Origin of the sequence: Sulfitobacter geojensis (assembly GCF_000622325.1) — a bacterium.
GTDB lineage: Bacteria > Pseudomonadota > Alphaproteobacteria > Rhodobacterales > Rhodobacteraceae > Sulfitobacter > Sulfitobacter geojensis.
Genome location: NZ_JASE01000005.1, coordinates 3354354 through 3377740 on the forward strand (window position 1 = coordinate 3354354; position 23387 = coordinate 3377740).

The 23387-nt window shown below is 58.1% G+C and carries 27 protein-coding genes and 1 pseudogene; 11 read left to right on the forward strand and 17 right to left on the reverse strand.

Going from position 1 to position 23387, the window contains the following annotated elements; genetic code table 11:
- The first annotated feature begins 69 nt into the window (after positions 1–69).
- A complete protein-coding gene (purE, locus tag Z947_RS0118360) occupies positions 70–558 on the forward strand; it encodes a 5-(carboxyamino)imidazole ribonucleotide mutase (RefSeq protein ID WP_025045742.1) in 489 nt (162 codons plus the stop codon).
- Positions 551–1618 (forward strand): 5-(carboxyamino)imidazole ribonucleotide synthase, encoded by a 1068-nt coding sequence (locus Z947_RS0118365; RefSeq protein WP_025045743.1) that lies wholly within the window; start codon positions 551–553, stop codon positions 1616–1618. Before purE ends, Z947_RS0118365 begins: the two co-directional genes overlap by 8 nt.
- Here Z947_RS0118365 and Z947_RS0118370 read toward each other — a convergent pair.
- Together Z947_RS0118370 and Z947_RS0118375 are read right to left on the reverse strand one after the other, a co-directional pair.
- Positions 1608–2750, reverse strand: a complete 1143-nt coding sequence (locus Z947_RS0118370) for an alpha-D-ribose 1-methylphosphonate 5-triphosphate diphosphatase (RefSeq protein WP_025045744.1) — start codon at positions 2748–2750, stop codon at positions 1608–1610. The two genes, Z947_RS0118365 and Z947_RS0118370, sit on opposite strands and share 11 nt — an antisense overlap.
- Positions 2737–3516 (reverse strand): alpha/beta fold hydrolase, encoded by a 780-nt coding sequence (locus Z947_RS0118375; RefSeq protein ID WP_156026704.1) that lies wholly within the window; start codon positions 3514–3516, stop codon positions 2737–2739. The genes Z947_RS0118370 and Z947_RS0118375 overlap by 14 nt, the downstream gene beginning before the upstream one ends.
- 84 nt (positions 3517–3600) lie before the next feature.
- Between Z947_RS0118375 and Z947_RS21270 the strand changes: the two are divergent.
- Positions 3601–4053, forward strand: a pseudogene (locus Z947_RS21270) (NUDIX domain-containing protein).
- Here the strand turns inward: Z947_RS21270 and Z947_RS0118385 are convergent.
- The 6 genes from Z947_RS0118385 to Z947_RS0118410 all read right to left on the reverse strand — a co-directional run bounded on the left by Z947_RS0118385 (position 4019) and on the right by Z947_RS0118410 (position 9477).
- Positions 4019–4867, reverse strand: coding sequence for a DMT family transporter (locus Z947_RS0118385; RefSeq protein ID WP_025045746.1), 849 nt, complete (start codon positions 4865–4867; stop codon positions 4019–4021). The pseudogene Z947_RS21270 and the gene Z947_RS0118385 overlap by 35 nt on opposite strands.
- An 81-nt stretch (positions 4868–4948) precedes the next feature.
- Positions 4949–5614, reverse strand: a complete 666-nt coding sequence (locus tag Z947_RS0118390) for a response regulator (protein WP_025045747.1) — start codon at positions 5612–5614, stop codon at positions 4949–4951.
- 117 nt (positions 5615–5731) lie between these two features.
- Positions 5732–6376, reverse strand: a complete 645-nt coding sequence (locus Z947_RS0118395) for a sensor histidine kinase (protein WP_025045748.1) — start codon at positions 6374–6376, stop codon at positions 5732–5734.
- Between the two features lie 257 nt (positions 6377–6633).
- Positions 6634–8283 carry a chaperonin GroEL gene (gene groL / locus Z947_RS0118400; protein WP_025045749.1) on the reverse strand — a complete coding sequence of 550 codons (1650 nt, stop codon included), beginning with the start codon at positions 8281–8283 and terminating at the stop codon, positions 6634–6636.
- A gap of 71 nt (positions 8284–8354) precedes the next feature.
- Complete coding sequence (locus Z947_RS0118405; RefSeq protein WP_025045750.1) at positions 8355–8642, reverse strand: co-chaperone GroES; 288 nt, start codon at positions 8640–8642, stop codon at positions 8355–8357.
- A 154-nt stretch (positions 8643–8796) separates the two neighbouring features.
- Positions 8797–9477 carry a DUF2161 domain-containing phosphodiesterase gene (locus tag Z947_RS0118410; protein WP_025045751.1) on the reverse strand — a complete coding sequence of 227 codons (681 nt, stop codon included), beginning with the start codon at positions 9475–9477 and terminating at the stop codon, positions 8797–8799.
- A 52-nt stretch (positions 9478–9529) separates the two neighbouring features.
- Between Z947_RS0118410 and Z947_RS0118415 the strand changes: the two genes are divergently transcribed.
- The 7 genes from Z947_RS0118415 (at position 9530) to Z947_RS0118445 (ending at position 14902) form a co-directional block, all read left to right on the forward strand.
- Positions 9530–9883 (forward strand): MmcQ/YjbR family DNA-binding protein, encoded by a 354-nt coding sequence (locus tag Z947_RS0118415; RefSeq protein WP_025045752.1) that lies wholly within the window; start codon positions 9530–9532, stop codon positions 9881–9883.
- A gap of 74 nt (positions 9884–9957) precedes the next feature.
- Positions 9958–10878, forward strand: a complete 921-nt coding sequence (locus Z947_RS0118420; protein WP_025045753.1) for a manganese-dependent inorganic pyrophosphatase — start codon at positions 9958–9960, stop codon at positions 10876–10878.
- 102 nt (positions 10879–10980) lie between these two features.
- A complete protein-coding gene (locus Z947_RS0118425) occupies positions 10981–11853 on the forward strand; it encodes a TIGR01459 family HAD-type hydrolase (protein WP_025045754.1) in 873 nt (290 codons plus the stop codon).
- An 89-nt stretch (positions 11854–11942) separates the two neighbouring features.
- Positions 11943–12386 carry a MaoC family dehydratase gene (locus tag Z947_RS0118430; RefSeq protein ID WP_025045755.1) on the forward strand — a complete coding sequence of 148 codons (444 nt, stop codon included), beginning with the start codon at positions 11943–11945 and terminating at the stop codon, positions 12384–12386.
- A gap of 82 nt (positions 12387–12468) precedes the next feature.
- Positions 12469–13401 (forward strand): bifunctional riboflavin kinase/FAD synthetase, encoded by a 933-nt coding sequence (locus Z947_RS0118435; protein ID WP_025045756.1) that lies wholly within the window; start codon positions 12469–12471, stop codon positions 13399–13401.
- On the forward strand, positions 13398–13868 hold the full coding sequence (locus Z947_RS0118440; RefSeq protein WP_025045757.1) for a YcgN family cysteine cluster protein: 471 nt from the start codon (positions 13398–13400) through the stop codon (positions 13866–13868). The genes Z947_RS0118435 and Z947_RS0118440 overlap by 4 nt, the downstream gene beginning before the upstream one ends.
- Positions 13868–14902 carry a threonine aldolase family protein gene (locus Z947_RS0118445; RefSeq protein WP_025045758.1) on the forward strand — a complete coding sequence of 345 codons (1035 nt, stop codon included), beginning with the start codon at positions 13868–13870 and terminating at the stop codon, positions 14900–14902. Before Z947_RS0118440 ends, Z947_RS0118445 begins: the two co-directional genes overlap by 1 nt.
- A 26-nt stretch (positions 14903–14928) precedes the next feature.
- Here the strand turns inward: Z947_RS0118445 and Z947_RS0118450 are convergent, their stop codons facing one another.
- Together Z947_RS0118450 and Z947_RS0118455 are read right to left on the reverse strand one after the other, a co-directional pair.
- A complete protein-coding gene (locus Z947_RS0118450; protein WP_025045759.1) occupies positions 14929–15732 on the reverse strand; it encodes an alpha/beta fold hydrolase in 804 nt (267 codons plus the stop codon).
- Positions 15729–16325, reverse strand: coding sequence for a 2-hydroxychromene-2-carboxylate isomerase (locus Z947_RS0118455; protein WP_025045760.1), 597 nt, complete (start codon positions 16323–16325; stop codon positions 15729–15731). Before Z947_RS0118455 ends, Z947_RS0118450 begins: the two co-directional genes overlap by 4 nt.
- Before the next feature lie 92 nt (positions 16326–16417).
- Here Z947_RS0118455 and Z947_RS0118460 point away from each other — a divergent pair, with 92 nt between their 5' ends.
- Positions 16418–17434, forward strand: a complete 1017-nt coding sequence (locus Z947_RS0118460; RefSeq protein WP_025045761.1) for a ribose-phosphate pyrophosphokinase — start codon at positions 16418–16420, stop codon at positions 17432–17434.
- A 7-nt stretch (positions 17435–17441) separates the two neighbouring features.
- Here the strand turns inward: Z947_RS0118460 and Z947_RS0118465 are convergent, their stop codons facing one another.
- The 7 genes from Z947_RS0118465 to Z947_RS0118495 form a co-directional block, all read right to left on the reverse strand.
- Positions 17442–17792 carry an H-type lectin domain-containing protein gene (locus Z947_RS0118465; RefSeq protein ID WP_025045762.1) on the reverse strand — a complete coding sequence of 117 codons (351 nt, stop codon included), beginning with the start codon at positions 17790–17792 and terminating at the stop codon, positions 17442–17444.
- Positions 17793–17887: 95 nt separating this feature from the next.
- Positions 17888–18247 (reverse strand): hypothetical protein, encoded by a 360-nt coding sequence (locus Z947_RS21275; RefSeq protein ID WP_025045763.1) that lies wholly within the window; start codon positions 18245–18247, stop codon positions 17888–17890.
- A gap of 153 nt (positions 18248–18400) precedes the next feature.
- Complete coding sequence (locus tag Z947_RS0118475) at positions 18401–18829, reverse strand: F0F1 ATP synthase subunit epsilon (RefSeq protein ID WP_025045764.1); 429 nt, start codon at positions 18827–18829, stop codon at positions 18401–18403.
- Between the two features lie 14 nt (positions 18830–18843).
- Positions 18844–20268, reverse strand: coding sequence for a F0F1 ATP synthase subunit beta (atpD, locus tag Z947_RS0118480; protein WP_025045765.1), 1425 nt, complete (start codon positions 20266–20268; stop codon positions 18844–18846).
- 19 nt (positions 20269–20287) lie between these two features.
- Positions 20288–21166, reverse strand: a complete 879-nt coding sequence (locus tag Z947_RS0118485; protein ID WP_025045766.1) for a F0F1 ATP synthase subunit gamma — start codon at positions 21164–21166, stop codon at positions 20288–20290.
- A 13-nt stretch (positions 21167–21179) separates the two neighbouring features.
- Positions 21180–22718 carry a F0F1 ATP synthase subunit alpha gene (gene atpA / locus Z947_RS0118490; RefSeq protein ID WP_025045767.1) on the reverse strand — a complete coding sequence of 513 codons (1539 nt, stop codon included), beginning with the start codon at positions 22716–22718 and terminating at the stop codon, positions 21180–21182.
- Positions 22719–23279 carry a F0F1 ATP synthase subunit delta gene (locus tag Z947_RS0118495; protein ID WP_179453258.1) on the reverse strand — a complete coding sequence of 187 codons (561 nt, stop codon included), beginning with the start codon at positions 23277–23279 and terminating at the stop codon, positions 22719–22721.
- Between the last annotated feature and the right edge of the window lie 108 nt (positions 23280–23387).

Genomic DNA, 23387 nt, shown 5'->3' on the forward strand with positions numbered 1-23387 from the left:
ACCGCATTGCCCCCCCGCGCAGTCTGGCTATAGTGCGCATTCCTGATTTTCGAGCAAAGGCGCATTCATATGACCACCCCTCCTGTTGGCATCATTATGGGCTCGCAATCCGACTGGCCCACCATGCGCGAAGCGGCTGTGCTGCTGGATGAACTCGGCGTCGCTTATGAGACCCGCATCGTTTCCGCGCACCGCACGCCCGACCGCCTTTGGGACTACGGCAAAACCGCCGCTGATCGTGGATTACAGGTGATCATCGCAGGCGCCGGTGGGGCCGCCCATTTGCCCGGTATGATGGCATCAAAAACCCGTGTGCCGGTGATCGGCGTGCCGGTGCTGACGAAGGCCCTGTCAGGTGTCGACAGCCTTTACTCCATTCTGCAAATGCCCAAAGGATTTCCCGTGGCGACCATGGCCATTGGTGCCCCCGGTGCCGCCAATGCGGGCCTGATGGCTGCGGGCATTCTCGCCTTGCAAGACACCGCCCTTGCCGCTCGGCTTGACGCATGGCGCGACGCGCTGAGCGCGTCCATTCCACAGGAACCCTCCGATGACTGATCCCCTTGCACTTGGCAGCACCATTGGCATTCTGGGCGGCGGTCAGTTAGGCCGCATGCTATCGGTCGCCGCCGCGCGTCTAGGGTTCAAAACCCACATTTTCGAACCAGGCGCAAACCCGCCCGCTGGTCATGTCGCCGACGCCGTCACCACAGCATCATATGAAGACGCCGACGCCCTGCGCAGCTTTGCCGCCGCCTGCGATGTCGTGACCTTCGAATTTGAAAACGTCCCCACCGCCGCCCTTGACCTGATCGAGGCACAGGTGCCGATCCGCCCGGGCCGCGAAGCGTTGCGCATTTCGCAGGACCGGCTGACCGAAAAGGAATTCCTGCAAGGGTTGGGCCTGACGGTCGCCCCCTTTGCCGATGTGTCGGACACCGCTGCGATGGCCACCGCCGTTGCGACCATCGGGGCCCCCAGCATCCTGAAAACCCGCCGCTTCGGTTATGACGGCAAGGGGCAGGCGCGGCTGCGCACCCCTGATGATGCCGATCAGGCTTTCGCAGATATGAACGGTGCTCCGGCGGTGCTTGAGGGGTTTGTCGATTTCACCCACGAGGTGTCCGTTATCGCCGCGCGCAGCCCTGCGGGCGATGTCGCCTGTTACGACCCCGGTGAAAACGTCCACCGTGACGGCATCCTGCATAGCACCACCGTGCCTGCAAAACTGACCAGCTCGCAACGGATGGATGCTGTCCTCCTGGCCGCCAAGGTGCTGAATGCACTCGATTATGTTGGCGTGCTGGGGGTTGAGCTTTTCGTCACGCGCCAAGGGTTGATCGTCAATGAAATCGCCCCGCGCGTGCACAACTCCGGCCATTGGACGCAAAACGGCTGTACGGTCGATCAATTCGAACAACACATCCGCGCGATCACCGGCTGGCCGTTGGGCGATGGTTCACGCCATGCTGACGTTGTGATGGAGAACCTGATCGGCGACGATATGGACCGCGTTCCGGCACTGGCGGCGGAGAAAGACACGGCCTTGCATCTTTACGGCAAGGCCGAGGTTAAAGCGGGCCGCAAAATGGGCCACGTCAACCGCATCACCCGATAAACCGCTCCGCAACTGCGCCATTCATATAGGACACGCGACCTTGCACAAAGGTCGCGGCCACACGGCGTGTTTGCGCGTCCAGCACCACGAAATCGGCGCGTTTGCCGGCCTCCAATGTGCCCCTGTCGCTCAAACCCAATACGGACGCCGGTCCCGAGGACACCAACGCCCAGGCGCTTGGCAAATCCATCACCCCCGCGTCGGCCAACATCAACGCCGCGCGCCGTGGCGACGGGTAGTGGTAATCGGACGCCAGCGCGTCGCAATACCCCATCGCCAGCAGATCAATCGCCGACAGGTTCCCATTATGCGATCCGCCGCGCACCACGTTGGGCGCGCCCATCAGAACCGGATCACCGGCATCATGCGCTGCCTCCGCCGCTTCCAGCGTTTCTGGAAATTCGGCCACATGCACGCCCCGTGCCCGCCAGATTGCACGGGTTTCAGCGGTAGCGTCATCATGACTACCCATACAAATTCCTGCCGCCGCCAGACGTGGGCACAGCGCATCCAACGCCGCAGGCACCTCCGGCCCCAAGGCGTGCAGTTCTTTCATATAGGCGTGGTGCTTTTCGGGGCTGCGCCGCGCCTTCAACGCCTGCCCGTTCAACCGCCGTGGCAATTTGCCTTCGTCCAGACGGTCATGCGGCAGATGGTCGTTGAACACCATGTAACGAATGTCCCAATCAGCCAACCGCTGCGGCAGGTCGTCATAAAGCTCCAAAAGATGGGTCTCGAATCGCAGCTGCGCTTGCAGGTCCGTCACCAGCGCCTGTTTCGTATCGCGGATTGACGCGAAAACGCGTTCTGCAAATTCCAGCCCCCGCATCCCGCCTTCCCAGCTGACGAACTGCGCCAGCACCGCGGTGGTGATCCCGTTCGCCGCCAGTTCCGCTTCGCAAGCGATCAGCCCTGCGTCCATCTGCTTCATCGCGCCGCGCCGTTGCGCCAGATGGCGTTCAAACCCGTCCCCGTGCAAATCAACGATGCCCGGCATCACCATGAATCCGGACAGATCAACGCCCCGCCCAACGGGGGTGTCACACACAATCCCCTCCGCAAAAGAAAGCGTCGCCGCGCGCAGACCATCCGCATGCAACACCTGCGCGCCGGTCAGATCAAGGTTTGGCATCGGTCTCTTCTTCTCCCAGAATACAGCCGCCTTCGGGGCAACCAATTGAATCAAGCACACCCTCGAACCACGTCATGCTGCGGTCGAACCTTCCGACCTTCAGAAAGTGCATCGTCTGGGCAATCACCCGTGGATTGTTCATCATAAACGTATGGGTCACGGGCAAAACAATATGGTCCTGCATCCCCGCCAGTTTGGTCGAAGCAACAGAAACCTTGCCATCATCCGGCCCCGGCAACAGCGTTGAAAAATAGGGGTTCAGCGATTGCGATCCCGCGATCACCCCAAGCTGGAACGTCGCAGCGGGCAGTTTCAGCGGCAGGCTGTCGGGCCCCGTGCCCATCTGTTGCCCCGCTGGCCCGTTGATCCAGTCAAACGCGACGATATCGTTCAATTGATCGACCACCTCGCTGCCTTGATTTGGCGGTCCCAACATCACCACGCGGCCCACGCGGTCGCCGCCCGCCTCGCTCACCCATTGGCGCACAAGGATCCCGCCCATCGAATGGGTCACGAAATCGACTTTGGGCGTGCCGCAAGCAGCCACAGCTGCAGGCACCGTTTCGCGGGTCAACGCCTCGATCGGGGCTTCGGTCGACGGATAGCCCGGCCTAACGATCCGGTAGCCTTCCGTCTCCAGCGCCGCTTCCATCAGCGCAAAGGATGTCTCGGTGCGCGCCAACCCGTGCAACAACACCACGCAGCGCGCCTGCGCAGGGGACTGCTGGCACGCCGTAAGCCCCATAAGGGCGGCAAGAAGGAACATCTGACGGGTCATGCGCTATCAGATAGACCGAAAGCGGGTGTTGTGAAATGCTGCATGTGCACCACCAGATTGAAAAGAACACCAATGCCCGCAAAATCCCCGCGACTGGCGGCCCGCGCCCTCATACTTCACGACAAGCGTTTGCTTATGGTAAATGCTTTTCCTGATGGTCAAAGTGATCTGCTCTGCGCGCCGGGCGGCGGTGTCGAACCGGGTGCTTCCCTGCCGGACAATCTGCGCCGCGAGGTCTTTGAGGAAACCGGATTGACCGTACGGGTCGGTGACCCCTGTCTGGTGAATGAATTCCATGATCCGCCCAGCGGCTTTCATCAGGTCGACATCTATTTCCGCTGCACGCTAACTGGCACGTCAAAGATCGACCCGACTTGGCAAGACAGCGAAAACGTAGTGACACAGTGGCATTAGCTAACCCAAACCGAGCTTGGCGCGACCCGTCATAAACCCGACAGCCTTGGCGCAGTCGCTTTCGGGGGCTTCGGGATCAGCTACGATCCGCTGGAGCTGCTCGTCCGGTGACCGACCACCCAATCCCCCCCACGACCAGAAACGTGGCAAAGATCACGATCGGGCCAATGCCTTCATTCAACAACAACGCCCCTGCAAGGATTGCAATTACTGGCACGCTCAACTGAACAATGGCGGCTGTGGCCCCTTCGATTTTCGGCAAAACCGCATACCACAAAGCATAACCCAAACCCGATGTCAGCCCGCCACATAACACGCCCAAGGCGACGCCAGTCGCGCTAAACGTCAGACCGGTACCCGCAAGCAGGATCAGCAAAATCGGGATACACAGCAGAAAATTGGCAGATGTCGCCGCCAGCGGATCCTGCGCATCACGCCCGATGATGCTATAGGCGGCCCAACCGAGCCCTGCAAAAACCATCAGTGCCGCGCCTGTCGGATCGGCCACACCGCCCGGACCGGGCCACAGGGCACAAAGCAACCCGATGAATGCCACAGCCCCACCGGTAAGCTGCCGCCCCGTGGGGGCTGTCCCGCGCAGTGCGCCATGGGCGAACATCGTGACCTGCACCACACCGAACAAAATCAATGCCCCTAACCCCGCATCAAGGGTGAGATACGCCAGTGAAAATCCGACAAGATAGACGGCAAGGCTCAGCGCGCCCGGTATCCTGTTGCGGCGCAAAAGCGGAAGACCGCTGCCGCGCAGGGAAATGATCATGCCCAGCACCAGCGCACCGGACACAACCCGCACCAACGCGAAACCTGACGGATCGATAAACCCGCCTTCAATCGCCATGCGCGTCAACACGGAATTCGCGGCGAAAGCGATCATGGTTACGGTGATGGCAAGGGCTAGGCGCATACCTTGGCTTAACGACTCTGATCCCCAGCGCCAAGAGGTCAGTATTCAGGATTTCGTCATCACCAGCCCGCGCCGTGCGCATCAATGGAAAACAAAATCATCCTCGTCATCCAACCCGGCCAGCAAGGCATCGACATCTGCCGCGTCAAACCGGCCAATCATCTCGTTAAACCGGTCGCCCGCACCTGCCATGTTGCGCCGGACCAACGACACGACACTGCCCTGCACATCACTATCCTGCAGCGCAGCGACCAAACCCTGGCGTAAGAATTCGCGATGCTGGGTCGCTTGCAACATCAACTGCTGCTGCTGGCGGGCCATGCCCACCGCGTTCAGCATGGCATCGCGCAATCCTTGGGCATCCATCTCTTCTTTGGTGAGAAAATCATGGTACCCGCCACGCATGGCTTGCATCGCGGTCTGGCGGGCACCATCGCCGGTGATCATGATCTTGCCCGCATCCTTGTTCCCGTCATTAGACAGAACATGGTGAAGCGCCTCCATCCCGTCACCGACCGGCAATCTGTAATCAATAAGGATCAGATCATAATTCTGCTTGGCCACCGCCATGTCCATGGCTTGAATGCTATCGACCTCGTCCAGATGAATGGACAATTCGGTTTTCTGGCTCAACCGCCGGATGCGGGCACGGTCGAAGTTGCTGTCATCCAACAGCAACGCGCGGATGTCATGCGGGATCGGTGGAACACCGGGAAAGGAAGACTTGTTTTCTGCTGTACTCAGCATTGGCGTGGTCCTTGGTTGGTCTATTCAGCTACAGGATTGCGGATATTTCCTGCCGTTTCCTTAACGTAGCGCGCAAGACGCAGCGCAATTGATGAAATTGGGAGGAACCTGATGCCCCTAATTCACCCCGACCCGCGCTTCGACAAGGGTGCCGCGACCGTATGGGGAATCAGTAATTCGTGCCGAGCCACCATAAAGCGTTGCGATTTTGCGGACATTGGCGAGCCCCATGCCACTGCCCTCCACCTCGTCGCGCGGCCGCAAAGTGCGCATCGCTCCGAAAACATTCTCGCGGTATTCGGGCGGGATACCCGGCCCGTCATCTGCAACCGACAGAACAACTTCGCCTGCTTGCACGGACGTGCTGATCACAATTTGGCCGGACGATTTATCGTGATGCTTCAACGCGTTACCGACCAGCGCGTCAAATAGCGTCAGAACATCGCGATCCCCCATGACCAGTTGATCACACTCCATATCGCGGATCACAGCAAACCCTGCGGGGACCGGAATATCTTCCAGCACTTGATCTAATACACGGGGCAAGTGGTTTTCACGGACCTCCTGCATGCGTCCGATGCGGGAAAAGGTCAGCAAATCCACCAACATCCTATCCAGACGTCCGGTGTGCCGGTTCATCAGCTCGATCGACGCTGCAACAGAGCCGTCAATTTTCACACCCGCCTCTTCAAGATCCTCTTCAATCCAGCGGGGCAATTCCAGTAAAGCCCGCACAGAAGCGCGCACGTCATGGCTGATCAAATATATGAAATCCTCAATATCTTGAGAGGCACCGGATTGTTTTTCGACGATGGGGGGGGTTGGACGCTTTCAGGTTTCATGAACACTCACCACTCTCAGGAACGCAGACCCTAACATCCCTGCCCTTGATGGAAGCTTAACGTGCGCTCTAAAACATCGAAATTTCCTGCCCCTATCCAGCCCCGCCTAAAACGACAAAAGGCCCCGAAGGGCCTTTTGCGTATCCTGCCTTAACAACAAGATAAATGGGGATGATCTTACATCATGCCGCCCATGCCGCCCATGTCGGGCATGCCGCCAGGCATACCGCCGCCGGCACCTTCTTTAGAAGGCTTGTCGGCAACCATGGCTTCGGTTGTGATCAGCAGAGACGCAACAGATGCCGCATCCTGAAGCGCTGTACGCACAACTTTGGCAGGGTCGATCACGCCGAATTTGAACATGTCGCCATACTCTTCGGTCTGCGCGTTAAAGCCGAATGTCAGGTCGTCGCTCTCGCGGATTTTGCCCGCAACAACAGCGCCATCAACACCAGCGTTTTCAGCGATCTGACGCAGTGGCGCTTCCAGTGCCTTGCGCACGATGGAAATACCGACGTTCTGATCGTTGTTCTCGCCTGCGACACCTTCCAGCTTCTTGCCGGCCTGTACCAGTGCAACACCACCGCCAACAACGATGCCTTCTTGCACAGCAGCGCGTGTCGCATTCAGTGCATCGTCAACGCGGTCTTTACGCTCTTTGACTTCCACTTCGGACATGCCGCCAACGCGGATCACAGCAACACCACCGGCGAGTTTCGCAACACGCTCTTGCAGCTTTTCTTTGTCGTAATCGGATGTGGTTTCTTCGATCTGGTTACGGATCTGTGCAACGCGTGCTTCGATCTCGGCTTTCTCACCAGCGCCGTCCACAACAGTGGTTTCGTCCTTGGTGATGGAAACCTTCTTGGCGGAACCCAGCATGTCCATTGTCACGGACTCAAGCTTCATGCCCAGATCTTCGGAGATCACCTGACCGCCTGTAAGGATCGCGAGGTCCTGCAGCATCGCCTTGCGACGATCGCCAAAACCAGGTGCCTTAACAGCTGCGATTTTCAGACCGCCGCGCAGCTTGTTCACAACCAGAGTTGCCAGCGCTTCGCCTTCAACATCTTCTGCGATGATCAGCAGTGGCTTCTGCGACTGGATCACCTGCTCGAGCAGTGGAACCATTGGCTGCAAGGAAGACAGCTTTTTCTCGTGAAGCAGGATGATCGCGTCTTCCAGCTCAACAGTCATTTTGTCGGAGTTGGTGACAAAGTATGGTGACAGGTAGCCGCGGTCGAACTGCATGCCTTCAACAACATCGGTTTCTGTTTCCAGACCTTTGTTCTCTTCAACAGTGATAACGCCTTCGTTGCCAACCTTCTGCATCGCGTCTGCGATCTGACGGCCGATTTCTTTTTCGCCGTTTGCAGAGATTGTACCGACCTGTGCAACTTCGTCGCTGTCGGATACGGGGCGTGCTGCGGCGCGGATGGCCTCAACAACTGTCAGCGTCGCCATGTCGATGCCGCGCTTCAGGTCCATCGGGTTCATGCCCGCTGCAACTGATTTCATGCCTTCTTTAACGATGGCTTGCGCTAGAACAGTGGCGGTTGTTGTACCGTCGCCTGCTTCGTCATTGGTACGGGAAGCAACTTCCTTAACCATCTGTGCGCCCATGTTCTCGAACTTATCTTCCAGCTCGATCTCTTTGGCCACGGATACACCGTCTTTGGTGATGCGCGGGGCGCCGAACGATTTGTCCAGAACCACGTTGCGGCCTTTCGGGCCGAGGGTAACTTTAACCGCATTTGCGAGAGTGTTTACACCCGTCAGCATTTTGTTGCGGGCATCGGTGTCAAATTTGACGTCCTTAGCTGCCATTTGTCTTCTCCATTTATTTCAGAATTAAGCGTCGAACCTTGGAGTGGGCAAAGCCCACCATCTCCCTCAAATCAGGAAATGATCCCCATGATGTCGCTCTCTTTCATCATCAGCATTTCTTCGCCGTCGACAGTAACTTCCGTGCCGGACCATTTGCCGAACAGGATCTTGTCGCCAGCTTTAACCGCAGGTGTGATCAGCTCACCGTTGTCTTTGCGGGCGCCTTCGCCAACAGATACAACTTCGCCCTCGGAGGGCTTTTCTTTCGCGGACTCAGGAATGATCAAACCGCCAGCGGTTTTCTCTTCGCTTTCGGTACGCTTTACCAGCACGCGGTCGTGAAGCGGTGTTAATGCCATCTTTGCAGCTCCTTAAGGCTCAAAGGTTATTCCAAGCCTGCCGTCCCTTCGTGGAACGCTCAGGCGTTAGCACTCATCATGCTCGAGTGATAACGACGCATAGCTAGGCACCTCCCATTCAGGAGTCAACCAACGCTTTGGAAAAAATTTGCTGCTATCCCGCGCCCAAAACGCGCGCGGTTGTGGCGACCGCCTCGGCACCTGCGGGTGTTAGCCCGTAAACGCCCTTCTCCACCTTCTCGAACCAGCCGTAATGATTGTCCCGCATCATTGTCGTGGCGCGCGTCACATCGGTTTCCTTTGCCACATCGGCACCCTTGCTCGCCCCGACCTCGAACAAATAAACCGCCAACTTTAACGCATCCTGACGGTAAGCCGTCACCAGCCCCATCCGCGTTTGCCCGCCGTCATTGGGGTCCCCCTGCCGGCGCGCAAATTCGCGCAACAACTGCGCCTGCCGCTTGGGTGACTTGCGCGGCGCATAGGGCCCCGGATCGCAATGCACCTCGACCAGCCCGTCCTTCAGCCGCACAGTGATCAACCCCAGCCCCAGCCGACGCGCCATCGCCGTGTTTGCCTTTACCGCCTTGTGAAACGGTTTGCCCGTCTTGTGCGCCACGGCCATGTAAACCTCATCGCTGACCTTCAGCCGCTCCACACATTGGTGAAACAGCGCCAGCGAAAAGCCCAGCTTCAGCTCAACCACCACCGGCGGCTCCGCGCCGCGGATCGCCACAACGTCCGCGGCACCAACTTCGGATTTCACAACATACCCCTGATCCTCCAGAAAGGATTTGATCGGGGGATACAGGTCGGTTTCGCGTGCGGTGCTCATTTGCGCAGATTGACCCATTTGCACCGCCAGTCCAACCCGCTAGTCTCACGTCATGACCCGTGATGAACTGAACCGTTTCTGTGCCTCCCTGCCCCATGCCACCCATGTCGTCCAATGGGGCAATTCCGACGTGTATAAAGTTGGCGACAAATTGTTCGCCGTCATTGGAATGAGCGGCATTGACGCTGCCGTCACTTTCAAAGCCTCCGAAATGGCGTTTGAAATCCTCTCCGACAGCCCCGGTCTGCGCCCCGCCCCCTATCTCGCTTCGCGCGGCCTCAAATGGATCCAGCATTACGCCGAACCGGGCCTTTCCGATGACAGCCTGCGTGATCACATCCGCGCGTCCTATGATATGGTTGTGGCCGGACTAACCCGCAAAAAGCGTAGCGCACTGGGTCTCTGACGCTGGGTCGTGACAAGCCTGCCAGCCGTGCATATAAGGCCCTCGAACCGATATCCCACGCAAGGAACCCTTCCATGACAACCCTCGTATTTGGCCATAAATCCCCCGACACAGACAGCACCGGCAGCCCGATTGTCTGGGCGTGGTATCTGAACGAAATCAAAGGTGTCCCTGCCAAGCCCGTCCTGCTGGGCGAACCCAACACCGAAGCCCTGTTCATGCTGGACCACTGGAACCTCGACAAACCCGAAATCATGACCGACCTCGCGGCTGATACAGACGTTGTGATCGTCGACACCAACAACCCCGCCGAACTGCCCGACAACATCAACGATGCAAATATCACCGGCATCATCGACCACCACCGGCTTGTGGCCGGTCTGGAAACCCGTGGCCCGATCGAAATCAACATCCAGCCGCTGGCCTGTACCGCCACCATCATGTGGAAGATGATCGGCAAGGATTGGGCACAAGCCCCCCGCGAGATCAAGGGCGCGGCCCTGTCCTGCATCCTGTCCGACACGCTGGAATTCCGCAGCCCGACCACCACGCAGGAAGACAAGGCAATCGCCTATTCCATCGCCGAAGAACTGGGCGTCGACATCTCTGCCTTTGCCGCTGACATGTTCGCCGCAAAATCCGATGTCTCTGCCTTCTCCGAAGAAGAGCTGCTGCGCATGGACAGCAAGGAATTCGATCTGAACGGCACCAACCTGCGCGTGTCCGTCCTTGAAACCACTTCGCCGGCACCGCTGTTGGCGCGCAAGGATGCGCTGATGGGCGCAATGCCCACGGTCGCCACGGCTGACGGCGCGGCGCAAGTGCTGCTGTTCATTGTGGATATCCTGAAAGAAGAAGCGACACTGCTGGTCCCCAACGACACCGTCAAAACCATCGCTGAAAACAGTTTTGGCGCGACGGTCAGCGGCGACTCCGTGGTCCTGCCCGGCATCATGAGCCGCAAAAAGCAGATCATCCCGAACCTCAAGATGTAAGCGAATGATGCACCCGAAGGGGTGCATGGGGGGTGTACAGGGGGTGTACGCCCGGTGCCCCCCCTTTTCGACGCTCCACAGTCCCAGAAAAAGGCCCGTCCCATGACCCGAATCGTCGAAACCCTTGCCGAGATTTCCGCGCAATATGACGCGCTTTTTGTCGACCTGTGGGGCTGCGTCCACAACGGTGTCGCGGCCCTGCCCGACGCAGTTGCCGCCCTGCAAACCTACCGCAAATCCGGCGGCAAGGTCGCGCTTGTCACCAATGCGCCGCGCCCTTTTGACAGCGTTGCCAAACAGTTAGACCGGTTTGGCGTGGCCACCGACAGCTGGGACGCCATTGCCACCTCCGGCGATTCCGCACGCTCGGCGATGTTTCGCGGCACCGCGGGCCGCAAAGTATGGTTCATCGGCCAGCCGCACGACCAGAACTTCTTTGAACCCCTCGAACTGCTCGACGATCCGGTCGACATCACCCAAGTTCCGCTGGAAGAGGCCGAAGGCATCATCTGCACCGGCCCCGAAGACCCCCTCGCCGCCCCCGAAGTGATGCGCCCCCAGTTCCTCTATGCCAAGCAAAAGGGCCTAAAATTGCTCTGCGCCAACCCAGATATAGTGGTTGATCGCGGTGAAACCCGTGAATGGTGTGCCGGTGCCTTGGCCGCGCTTTATACCGAAATGGGTGGCGAAAGCCTGTATTTCGGCAAACCCCATCCGCCAATTTACGACCTTGCCCGCCGCCGGCTTGCCGCCCTTGGCACCACGATCCCCGATGACCGCATCCTATGCATCGGCGACGGTGTTCTGACCGACATCAAAGGGGCGATGGGCGAGGACATCGATTCTCTTTTCATCTCCGGTGGTCTGGCCGCTGCAGAAACAAAAACTGACGCGCAGCCGGACCCGAATGCGCTAAACGACTATTTACAAAAGGAAATGTCTAACCCGACCTACACAATCGGGTTTCTGCGCTGATCATTTTCCCCTTGATTTTCTGCGCCTGCGAAGTAATTAAGTTACAACTAACGCAATCTAAACAGCAGATTATTACTCAGGGGTGACAAATGTTGGACAATCTTCCGCGCGGCACGATCTGTATCGAAGACATCGAAATCGGCATGATGCGCTATCTGCGCAAGGTCGTGACGGATGAAGATATCGAGATGTTCGCGCAGATTTCCACCGACCATAACCCTGTGCATCTGGACGATGATTACGCCCGCGACACGATATTCGAGGGCCGCATCGCCCACGGCATGCTGACGGCGGGGCTGATCTCTGCCGTTATCGGTGAACAATTGCCGGGCCACGGTACCGTCTACATGGGCCAGTCGCTGAAATTCCTCGCACCCGTGCGCCCCGGCGACATGGTCTATGCCGAGGTCAAAGTGACCGACATCGAATTCTCCAAACGCCGGGTCAAGATGGATTGCCACTGCTCCGTCGATGGCAAGAAAGTCCTGATCGGTGAGGCAACCGTGCTGGCCCCGTCGCGCAAGTTCGACTGATTTTTCCATCCCGATGTATTTTTCAAAGGGCAAGCCATGCACCGCTTGCCCTTAACCCATTGCAGGGCTAGAGATTTGGCCCATGCGGATCATACGTGACTATCAATTTGTAAGTGAGGCCGATCGCGGGGCAACCGCCGCGATTGGGAACTTTGACGGCGTCCATCAAGGGCACCTTTCGGTCATCGACATGGCACGCGCCGCCGTGCCGGATGCGCCCCTTGGCATTGTCACCTTTGAACCGCATCCACGCGAATATTTCGCGCCCGATGCCCCTCCCTTTCGCCTGATGTCCTCCGAGGCCCGCGCACACCGGCTTGAAAAGCTTGGCGTCGAGCGGCTTTATGAGTTGAACTTCAACAAGGGTCTGGCCTCCCTCACGCCGTTGGAATTTGCCCGCGACGTGATCAAGAACGGGCTGGGCCTGCGTCACGTGGTCGTCGGTGCCGATTTCTGCTTTGGCAAAGGGCGTGCTGGCAAAGCTGAGGACCTGATCCGCTTCGGGCAGGAGCTGGGCTTTGGCGTGACGGTCGCACCGCTGATGGCGCAGGATGCGCAAACTGTTTCTTCCACCGCGATCCGCATGGCGCTCAGCGCCGGTGACATGGCCGCGGCAGGAACGATGTTGGGCCATTGGCACCGGATCGACGGTCCTGTCATCACCGGCGAACAACGGGGCCGCGAGCTGGGCTATCCCACTGCGAACATGTCCATCGACGGGCTGCACCAGCCCGCCTTTGGCGTCTATGCGGTTCTCGTCGATGTTCTGGAAGGGCCGCACAAAGGCACCTATCATGGCGTCGCCAGCCTTGGCGTGCGCCCGATGTTCGGCGAGAACAAAGCCAACCTTGAAAGCTTTCTCTTTGATTTCAAAGGCGACCTTTACGGCACGCAACTCTCTGTCGCCTTGGTCCAACATCTGCGGGGTGAAGAAAGATTCGACAGCCTTGAGGCGTTGATCACCCAAATGGACGCCGACAGCCTGCAAGCCCGCGCAATTCTGGCCGCCCTATGAGTGATCTGATCACCCGTGCCGGTCTGACTCCGCGCTTCTGGGAAAAGAAACCGCTCAAGAAAATGTCGCCCACTGAATGGGAGGCCCTCTGTGATGGCTGCGGCAAATGCTGCCTGAACAAACTGGAGGACGAGGACACCGAAGAGGTCGCCCTGACCCGTGTTGCCTGCCGGCTTCTCGACGATGCGACCTGCCTGTGCACCCATTACGAAAACCGTCACCAGTTTGTGCCTGACTGCATTGTGCTCAAGCCTGAAAACCTCGACACGCACGCCTATTGGATGCCGCAAACCTGTGCCTATCGTCTGCTGTGGCAAGGAAAACCCCTGCCCGAATGGCACCCGCTGATCAGTGGCACACAGGACAGCGTGCATGCGGCGGGCATCTCTGTCCAAGGGCAAACCGTTTCGGAATTCGACACCCCTTTCGAAGAATGGGAAGACCACATCATAGAGGAACCAACCTGATGTTTTTCGCCTCTGACAATGCCGGCCCTGTACACCCCAAGGTCATGGAACGCGTGATTGCGGCCAACAGCGCCCACCAGATGCCCTATGGCAAAGACACCATCATGGATGAGGTACGCACCCGCATCCGCGAGGTATTTGAAGCCCCCGAGGCCGCCGTTTATCTGGTCGCCACCGGCACCGCTGCAAATGCCTTGGCGCTGGCCTGTTACACCCAGCCGTGGCAGACGATTTTCTGTTCCAAGGTTGCCCATATCGAAGAGGACGAGTGCAACGCTCCCGAATTCTATGCCGGCGGGGCCAAGCTAAGCCTCATTGATACCGACGACAAAATGACGCCGGCTGCGTTGGAAGCCGCGATTGAGAAACAGGCAGTGGGCAACGTCCACGGCGCACAGCCGGGCCCGGTATCAATCACGCAAGTCACCGAGCGCGGTTCAGTGCATTCACTAGCAGAGATCAAGGCGCTAAGCGCTGTGGCCAAGGCCCATGACCTGCCTGTCCATCTGGACGGCGCGCGTTTTGCCAATGCGATGGCCGCGCTGGGATGCACAGCAGCGGAAATGTCATGGAAATCAGGTGTCGATGTGGTCAGTTTCGGCGGCACCAAGAACGGATGCATGGGCGTCGAAGCGGTTGTGTTCTTCGATCCAGCCAAAGCCTGGGAATTCGAACTGCGCCGCAAACGCGGGGCGCATCTGTTCTCCAAACACCGTTTTCTGTCGGCGCAGATGGCCGGATATCTCCAAGACGATGCATTCATCGAGATCGCACAGACGGCAAACGCCAATGCCGCCTACCTTGCCGAAGGGCTGCGCGCGGCTGGTGCCACTTTCCTGCATGAGCCGCAGGCCAATATGATCTTTGCCCGCTGGCCCCGCGCCATACATCAGAAACTGCATGACGCAGGCGCGCGGTATTACCTGTGGGACGGCCCGCTTGAAGGTCCCGCGAACGAGGACGTGGCCGCGCGGCTGGTCTGCGACTGGTCCATTGGTTGCGATCAGATCGACGCGTTTGTAAGCCACTTCTGAACCAGCCACCGCCTGTCGGCGTTGCGCTAGCTGCGCGCCAACAACGGCGCCATTGCCTTTGCCACGTCAAGGGGATGGGTGATCGGGGCCATGTGCCCTGCCCCGCTGATCGCGGCCGAGGTTGCGTTCGGCATCCGCGCCACCAGTCCGTCGTTGGTCGCCGTCATGACAGGGTGGGACGCACCGCCGCGCACCACAAGCGTGGGTATGGTACAGGCATCCAATGCACCGGGTTCCAGCAACCCCAACGTATCATCAAACAGCATCTCATGCGTGTCCGGCACCACATGGATCGCGCGGGTCATTGCCGCACGCGTGCGTTCAGGCAATGTGTCCCACGGCGGGCCAGCATCGCTCCACATCCGGTTAAACGTCCGCGCCGCCGTTTCAAGATCGCCCGCGTCCGTCGCATCACTGAACGGTTTCGCTTTGATGGCATGGTCACTTAACAACTCAGGCGCATCCGCTTTCGCCACCGCAAAGAACACCGGCTCGATCACAGTCAGACTGCGCAGCCTTTCGGGCGCTTCCACCGCCAGACGCAACGCAATCATCGCGCCGAAGGAATGACCGATCACATCCATTGGCGTCTCGTCCATCGCCGCCAATGTCGCCTGAAAGGCCGTTTCACCAAAGCTGCTGATTTCGTCCCAATCGGCACTGCGTCCATGGCTGGGCATATCGGGTGCCACCAATCTGAGCCCCGGCAGCGCTTGCGCCATACCGGCCCATGCCCCACCGAAAGCCATCGTACAATGCAATGCAAGGCCGCGGCGCGCCCCTTGCCCGATCGTGGTGATATGCGGGGTAAATCCTTGCTGAACCGTCACAAGTCGCCTGCCAGATATGCGTCAACATCCGTGATCCGGTCCTGCCCCCAGAACCGCTGCCCGTCGATGATATAGAACGGCGCACCGAAAACACCGGCCTCAACCGCGTCTTCCAGATTGCGGGCATAGGTTTCTGCCCCTTCCAGCAAACCGCTGTTGGCAAGCTCGGGGTCAAATCCGGCTTCACTCAAGCAGGCCCGCACCACCGCATCCTCGGCAATGTCCTTTTCTTCCGCCCAAACGGCACGGAAAATCGCATGCGCAAGCTTGCCCAGATCACCACCGCCTGCGTTCTGCGCGGCGATAAACGCATAGGCCGCAGGTGCGCCATTGGTCGGCCAATGCGCCGGCTGCAAGTTGAACGGCAGCCCCAGCTTTTTGGCCTGGCGTGGCAATTCCTGTGCGCGGTATTCGATCCGGCTGATGTGGCGATCCTTCGGCGGGGTGCCGCCCGTGCGCCCAAAGGCCGTGAGCAAGTCAAAGGGCTTGTAATTGATGGTTGCGCCATGCTTAGCGGCGACTTCTTCCAACCGCTGCTCGGCAAGGTAGCAATAAGGCGATAGTGTCGCGAAAAAATAATCGATCTGGGCCATTTGGACCTCCCTAAGGTTTGCCGCACCGTAGCTGCGTGTTAAGCGAGGTTCAACGTAACGATTCTGTCATATACCGCTGCCACGGAGCCCCTATGCCACGCACATCAGAGCCGAAACTCATCTCGGGCAATGCCAATATGCCCTTGGCCAAAGCCATCGCCCGACGGATGTCGCTACACCGCGGGGTCAACGTCGGGTTGGTCGAAGCGCGGGTGGAACGGTTCAACGATGGTGAAATCTTTGTCGAGGTTTTCGACAACGTCCGTGGCGAGGACATGTTTATTATCCAATCCACCTCCAACCCGGCCAATGACAACCTGATGGAGCTGCTGATCATGGCGGATGCGCTGCGCCGCTCTTCCGCTGCGCGTGTCACTGCTGTTCTGCCCTACTTCGGTTATGCCCGTCAGGACCGCCGCACCAAGGCGCGCACGCCGATCACTGCCAAGATGGTCGCAAACATGCTGGTTGGCACCGGCATCGAACGGGTTTTAACGATGGATCTGCATGCCGCACAGATTCAGGGCTTTTTCGACATTCCGGTCGATAACCTTTATGCGTCACCGGTTTTTGCATTGGATATCAAGGACCACTTCAAAGACCAGATGAGCGATCTGATGATCGTCTCGCCCGACGTCGGGGGTGTGGCCCGTGCACGCGAGCTGGCCAAGCGGATCAATTCGCCGTTGGCCATCGTCGACAAACGCCGCGAAAAACCCGGCGAGATTGCCGAAATGACCGTGATCGGCGATGTGACCGGCAAGACCTGCCTGATCGTTGACGACATTTGTGATACGGCCGGCACCCTGTGCAAAGCGGCCGAGGTGCTGTTGGAAAACGGTGCCAAGGAAGTGCATTCCTACATCAGCCACGGCGTGATGTCCGGCCCTGCCGTCGAACGTGTGACCAACTCCGTGATGAAATCACTGGTGATCACCGACAGCATTCAACCCACGCCAGAGGTCAAGAACGCGGCCAATATCCGCATCGTGCCGACGGCACCGATCTTTGCTCAGGCAATTCTGAACATCTGGAACGGCACGTCGGTATCGTCCCTGTTCGAAGCAGACACGCTGGGACCTATCTATGACGGGATGTACACGCCTTAATCGGGCGTTACACCACGTCCCAATCGTCCAGCTCTGACATCTCGCCGATCGCCATCCATGCGATGCGGATCCGCGCGATGCGGGTGTCCCCCCACGTGCGGAACACCATATCGAACCCCGCTTTGGTGACGGACTCCGCCTCGATGTCCGCGCGCATGATGGTAGAGGCGTCCAGATCCCAAAGCGACGGGGACAGCTGTACCGTCGGCGCGACCTTATACTTTTCGGAAAACTTGATGTGGCGGCGGCGCTCGCGTTGGCCACGGCCGGTCCACATCTCGCCACCGTCCTCATAATCGGTGAACAGGATCACATCGCCGCTGTCGATTCCTACAGTATGGCTGCGCAGTTTCTTCATGTTTTGTGGACCTGAATAAGTGAGAGATTTGCCGGTAAGATAACGGACCAAGCGCCGGTCTTAAAGAGGCCGCGGCATGATCCGGGCAAGCGGATTCACGGGGTGATGGAAACACCCCGCGCCTTGGCGAACTTGCGGCAATACTGCGTCCAGTCCCGAAACTCCTGCGAGAAAAACACCGCCCCGCCTTTGGCTTCCCATTTCTCGGTTTTCCCGTCGATCCGTTGCCAGATCACATCTGACGACACCGGTGCCCCCTCTGCTTTGGACTGGGTCACTGCTGCCTCTGCCCATTGGATCGCGGCGTGCATCAATTTATCCGCGCTTTCATCGGTATTCACCCATTGCGCCGCATTCTGATAGACCGACGCACAATCCGCCATGCTTTCGCTATAGGGCTGTGCGCCCGTACTGGTGGGAAGTATCAAGGCAATTGCCGAAAGAAGCGTTCGCATAATCGGACCTCGCAAATTTTGATCAGAGGGCCAGCATTAGTGGCCAAGCACGGCAGGACTGGGCCGCAAAGGCGGCAAAACGAGGGATATCAAAACGTAAAAAAGGCCCCGCGTGATGCGGAGCCTTTTCAATTTACTCAGGTCGAAAGCTGCTTACTGCTTGGCAGTCAGCCCCATGTGATCCCCCATCGCGACCATGTCAGACAACAGCTTGGCTGCGTCATCCACCGGACCGGGTTCGTTCTCAAACGCTTCTTTCGCGTTTGTATACATGGTCTTGGCTTCTTCCATCATCTCGTCGAGGTGCTCTTGCGTCATGTCGCCCTGATGCACAGCGCGTTCGGCCAGAACCGAAACGCCATCGGCGCGGATTTCGGCAAAGCCACCCGTGACGACGTATTGGTCATGCCCGTCAGGACCTTCGATCGAAAGCACACCGGGGCGCAATGTGGTGATGGTGGGGGCGTGCCCCTCCATCGCCGTCATGTCGCCGTCAGCGCCGGGAATCTGGACGGATGTGACCTGAAGAGAGGCCAGCCGCCGTTCAGGCGACACCAGATCGAATTGCATCGTGTCTGCCATTGCTCAAGTCTCCCTTAGGCTGCGTCAGCTGCCATTTTTTCGGCTTTCGCCTTCACGTCCTCGATGCCGCCAACCATATAGAAGGCACCTTCGGGCAGGTGGTCGTATTCACCGGCAACAACCGCTTTGAAGGATGCGATTGTATCGTCCAGTGGCACCTGGATGCCGTCGGAACCCGTAAACACTTTCGCAACGTCAAACGGCTGTGACAGGAAGCGTTCGATCTTACGTGCACGTGACACGGCCAGTTTGTCGTCTTCCGACAGTTCGTCCATGCCGAGGATCGCGATGATGTCCTGAAGCGATTTGTAGCGCTGAAGGATCTGCTGAACGTCGGTCGCAACAGAATAGTGCTCTTCACCGATGATTTGTGGATCAAGCAGGCGCGATGTGGAACCCAGTGGGTCAACCGCAGGGTAGATGCCTTTTTCAGAGATCGCACGATCCAGAACCGTTGTCGCATCAAGGTGCGCAAAGGATGTCGCAGGTGCAGGGTCGGTCAAGTCATCCGCAGGAACGTATACGGCCTGAACCGATGTAATCGAACCGTTCTTGGTGGATGAAATGCGTTCCTGCATCGCACCCATGTCGGTCGCCAGTGTTGGCTGGTAGCCAACCGCAGAAGGAATACGACCCAACAGAGCGGAAACTTCGGAACCGGCCTGTGTGAAGCGGAAGATGTTGTCCACGAAGAACAGAACGTCGGAACCGGATTCGTCGCGGAACTGCTCGGCCAATGTCAGACCGGACAGGGCAACCCGCATACGCGCACCGGGAGGTTCGTTCATCTGGCCGTAGACCAGTGCAATTTTGGAATCGACCAGGTTGTCGGGAACAATAACACCGGATTCGATCATCTCGTGGTAAAGGTCGTTACCTTCACGTGTACGCTCACCCACACCCGCGAACACGGACACACCGGAGTGTACCTTCGCAATGTTGTTGATGAGTTCCATGATCAAAACTGTTTTACCAACGCCGGCACCGCCGAACAGACCAATTTTACCACCCTTGGTGTAGGGGGCCAGCAGGTCGATAACCTTGATGCCTGTGGTCAGGATTTCGGTTTCGGTGGACTGCTCGGCAAAGGCAGGTGCCTCGCCGTGGATACCGCGTGTTTCCTGAGTCTCAACCGCGCCTTTTTCGTCAACCGGGTCACCGGTCACGTTCAGGATGCGACCCAATGTGGCCTTGCCAACTGGCACCTGAATAGGGGCACCTGTGTCTGTCACGGAAGCACCGCGAACGAGACCTTCGGTCGCGTCCATCGCAATGGTACGCACGGTGTTTTCGCCCAAGTGCTGTGCCACTTCTAGCACAAGACGTGAGCCGTTGTTGTCTGTAGTCAGAGCGTTCAGGATCTCTGGCAGGTTATCTTCGAACTGCACGTCAACGACGGCGCCGATGACCTGAGTAATTTTGCCGACTGCATTTGCCATGTCGTTTCTCCGGTTTTGCTTACAGCGCTTCCGCGCCGGAAATGATTTCGATCAGCTCGTTTGTGATGACGGCCTGACGTGAACGGTTGTATTCGATTGTCAGGTTGTCGATCATCTCGCCCGCGTTGCGTGTGGCGTTGTCCATCGCTGACATACGTGCGCCCTGTTCGGACGCGGCGTTTTCCAACAACCCCGAGAAGATTGCCGTCGCGACACCGCGGGGCAGCAAATCCGCAAGGATTGCTTCTTCGGAGGGTTCATAATCGAACAACGTCGTGACCGCGTCACCTTCGCCGGCTTCTTCAAACGACGCAGGAATGATCTGCTGTGCTTGAGGAATCTGGCTGACCACGTTCACAAAATTCGCATAGAACAGCGTCGCGACGTCGAATTCGCCGGCGTCAAAACGGTTCAATACGTCTTTGGCAATGCCCTGCGCATCAGCATAGCTCAGGCGCTTGACTTCGGTCATATCGACATGCCCGACCAGATGGTCGGCAAAATCGCGCTTCAGCTGGTCACGGCCCTTTTTGCCAACGGTAAGGATTTTCACCTCTTTACCTTCGGCAAGCAGTTGCTGCGCGTGCAGTTTTGCTTTCTTCACGATGTTCGTGTTGAAACCACCGCACAAGCCGCGTTCTGACGTCATCACAACCAGTAGGTTGACCTTATCCGACCCGGTGCCGCTCAGCAGCTTGGGTGCGGCATCAGACCCGCCTACGCTCGCCGCCAGCCCCGACATCACAGCGTTGAAACGCTCTGTGTAAGGACGGGAGGCTTCGGCAGCTTCCTGCGCGCGGCGAAGTTTCGCCGCGGCAACCATTTGCATGGCTTTCGTGATCTTGCGCGTCGACTTGACGCTCGCGATCCGGTTTTTAAGGACTTTGAGATTTGCCATTGGCTATCTCTCCTTAAGCGAAGTCAGCGGCGTAAGAGTCGAGCGCTGCTTTGATTTTGTCTTCCAGCTCGTCTTTCACCTTGCGATCGTTGTCGGTGATGTCCTTGAGCAGGTCGGCGTGTTTGCCGCGCAGATGTGCCAGCAAGCCCTGTTCCCAGCGGCCCACTTCGGCCACGGGCAGCTTGTCGAGGTAGCCTTTGGTGCCTGCGTAGATGACGCAGACGATTTCGGCGTTCGACAATGGCGCGTACTGTGGCTGTTTCATCAGCTCGGTCAGACGCGCACCACGGTTCAGCAACTGCTGTGTCGCGGCGTCCAGATCGGAACCGAACTGCGCAAAAGCAGCCATTTCGCGGTACTGAGCGAGGGACAGCTTCACCGGACCGGCAACCGAAGACATGGCTTTGGTCTGGGCGGATGAACCAACACGTGAAACCGACAGACCGGTGTTCACAGCAGGACGGATGCCTTGGTAGAACAATTCTGTTTCCAAGAAGATCTGACCGTCGGTGATCGAAATCACGTTTGTCGGAATAAACGCAGAAACGTCACCACCTTGGGTTTCGATGATCGGCAGAGCTGTCAAAGAGCCGTTGCCTGCGTCATCACCCAGCTTCGCGGAACGCTCAAGCAGACGGGAGTGAAGATAGAAAACGTCACCAGGATAAGCTTCGCGGCCTGGTGGGCGACGCAGAAGCAGGGACATCTGACGATAGGATACAGCCTGCTTGGACAAGTCATCATAGATGATCAGAGCGTGGCGGCCGTTGTCGCGGAAGAATTCCGCCATGGCTGTCGCAGCATAGGGTGCGAGGAACTGCATCGGTGCAGGCTCGGACGCGGTCGCGGCAACAACGATGCAATATTCCATCGCGCCGGCTTCTTCGAGCTTTTTAACAAGCTGCGCAACAGTCGAACGCTTCTGGCCAATCGCGACGTACACACAGTACATCTTTTTGCCTTCGTCGCCTTCAGCAGCGGCGTTGACCTGCGCTTGGTTCAACATGGCGTCCAGAGCAACAGCAGTTTTGCCGGTCTGACGGTCACCAATGATCAATTCGCGCTGGCCACGGCCGATCGGGATCATCGCGTCGACAGATTTCAGACCTGTGGACATTGGTTCGTGAACGGATTTACGCGGGATAATGCCCGGCGCTTTAACGTCGGCGATGCCGCGCTCGGTGGATGCGATCGGGCCTTTGCCGTCGATGGGGTTACCCAGACCGTCAACAACACGCCCCAGCAGACCGTTACCGATTGGCACGTCCACGATGGAGTTGGTGCGCTTGACGGTGTCACCTTCTTTAATATCACGGTCATTACCGAAGATAACAACACCAACGTTGTCCGCTTCGAGGTTCAGGGCCATGCCCTGAATGCCGCCGGGAAATTCGACCATTTCGCCAGCCTGAACATTGTCCAAACCGTAAACCCGCGCAATACCGTCACCGACGGAAAGTACACGACCCACTTCGGCAACTTCGGCTTCTTGACCGAAATTCTTGATCTGGTCTTTCAGGATTGCAGAAATTTCTGCTGCTTGGATACCCATTTATCCGACCTCTTTCATTACATTCTGGAGGGAATTGAGCTTCGCGCGGATCGACGTGTCGATCATCTTGGAGCCCACTTTGACAATAAGACCGCCGATGAGAGTTTCATCGACGGACGTTTGAAGTGTTACGGTTTTGCCGGTGCTCGCCTTAAGCGATTTGGCAAGCTTGTCTGATTGTGCCTTGGTCAATGCCTTGGCCGACGTGACTTCGGCGGTAACCTCGCCTTTGTCAGATGCAATCGCCTCGCGCAGGGCCTTGACCAGTTGCGGCAGCACGAAAAGACGGCGCTTGGACGCCATCAATGCCAGTGTATTCGTCATTGTTGACGAAATTTTCATCTTCTTGGCCAATGCTGCGACCGCAACACCCTGTTCTGCACGGGTATAGATCGGTGACTGGATCAAGTTGCGGAAATCATCGCTGTCCGACATTGCGCCTTGCAGGGCGTCAAGATCGGCTTCAATCGCTTTGATCTGCTTGCCCTCTTTGGCAATGTCAAAGACAGCAGATGCGTAACGCTGTGCGATGCCGGTGGAAATCGAAGCTGTTTCGGACACGTCCATCCTCTCATTCTGTCAGGTCGGATATGCGAACAGGTCGCGTCACCGGTTAGTTGGCGCGGCTTGAATCGGTTCAAGACGTCTAAATCAGGGGCGATGTAACAG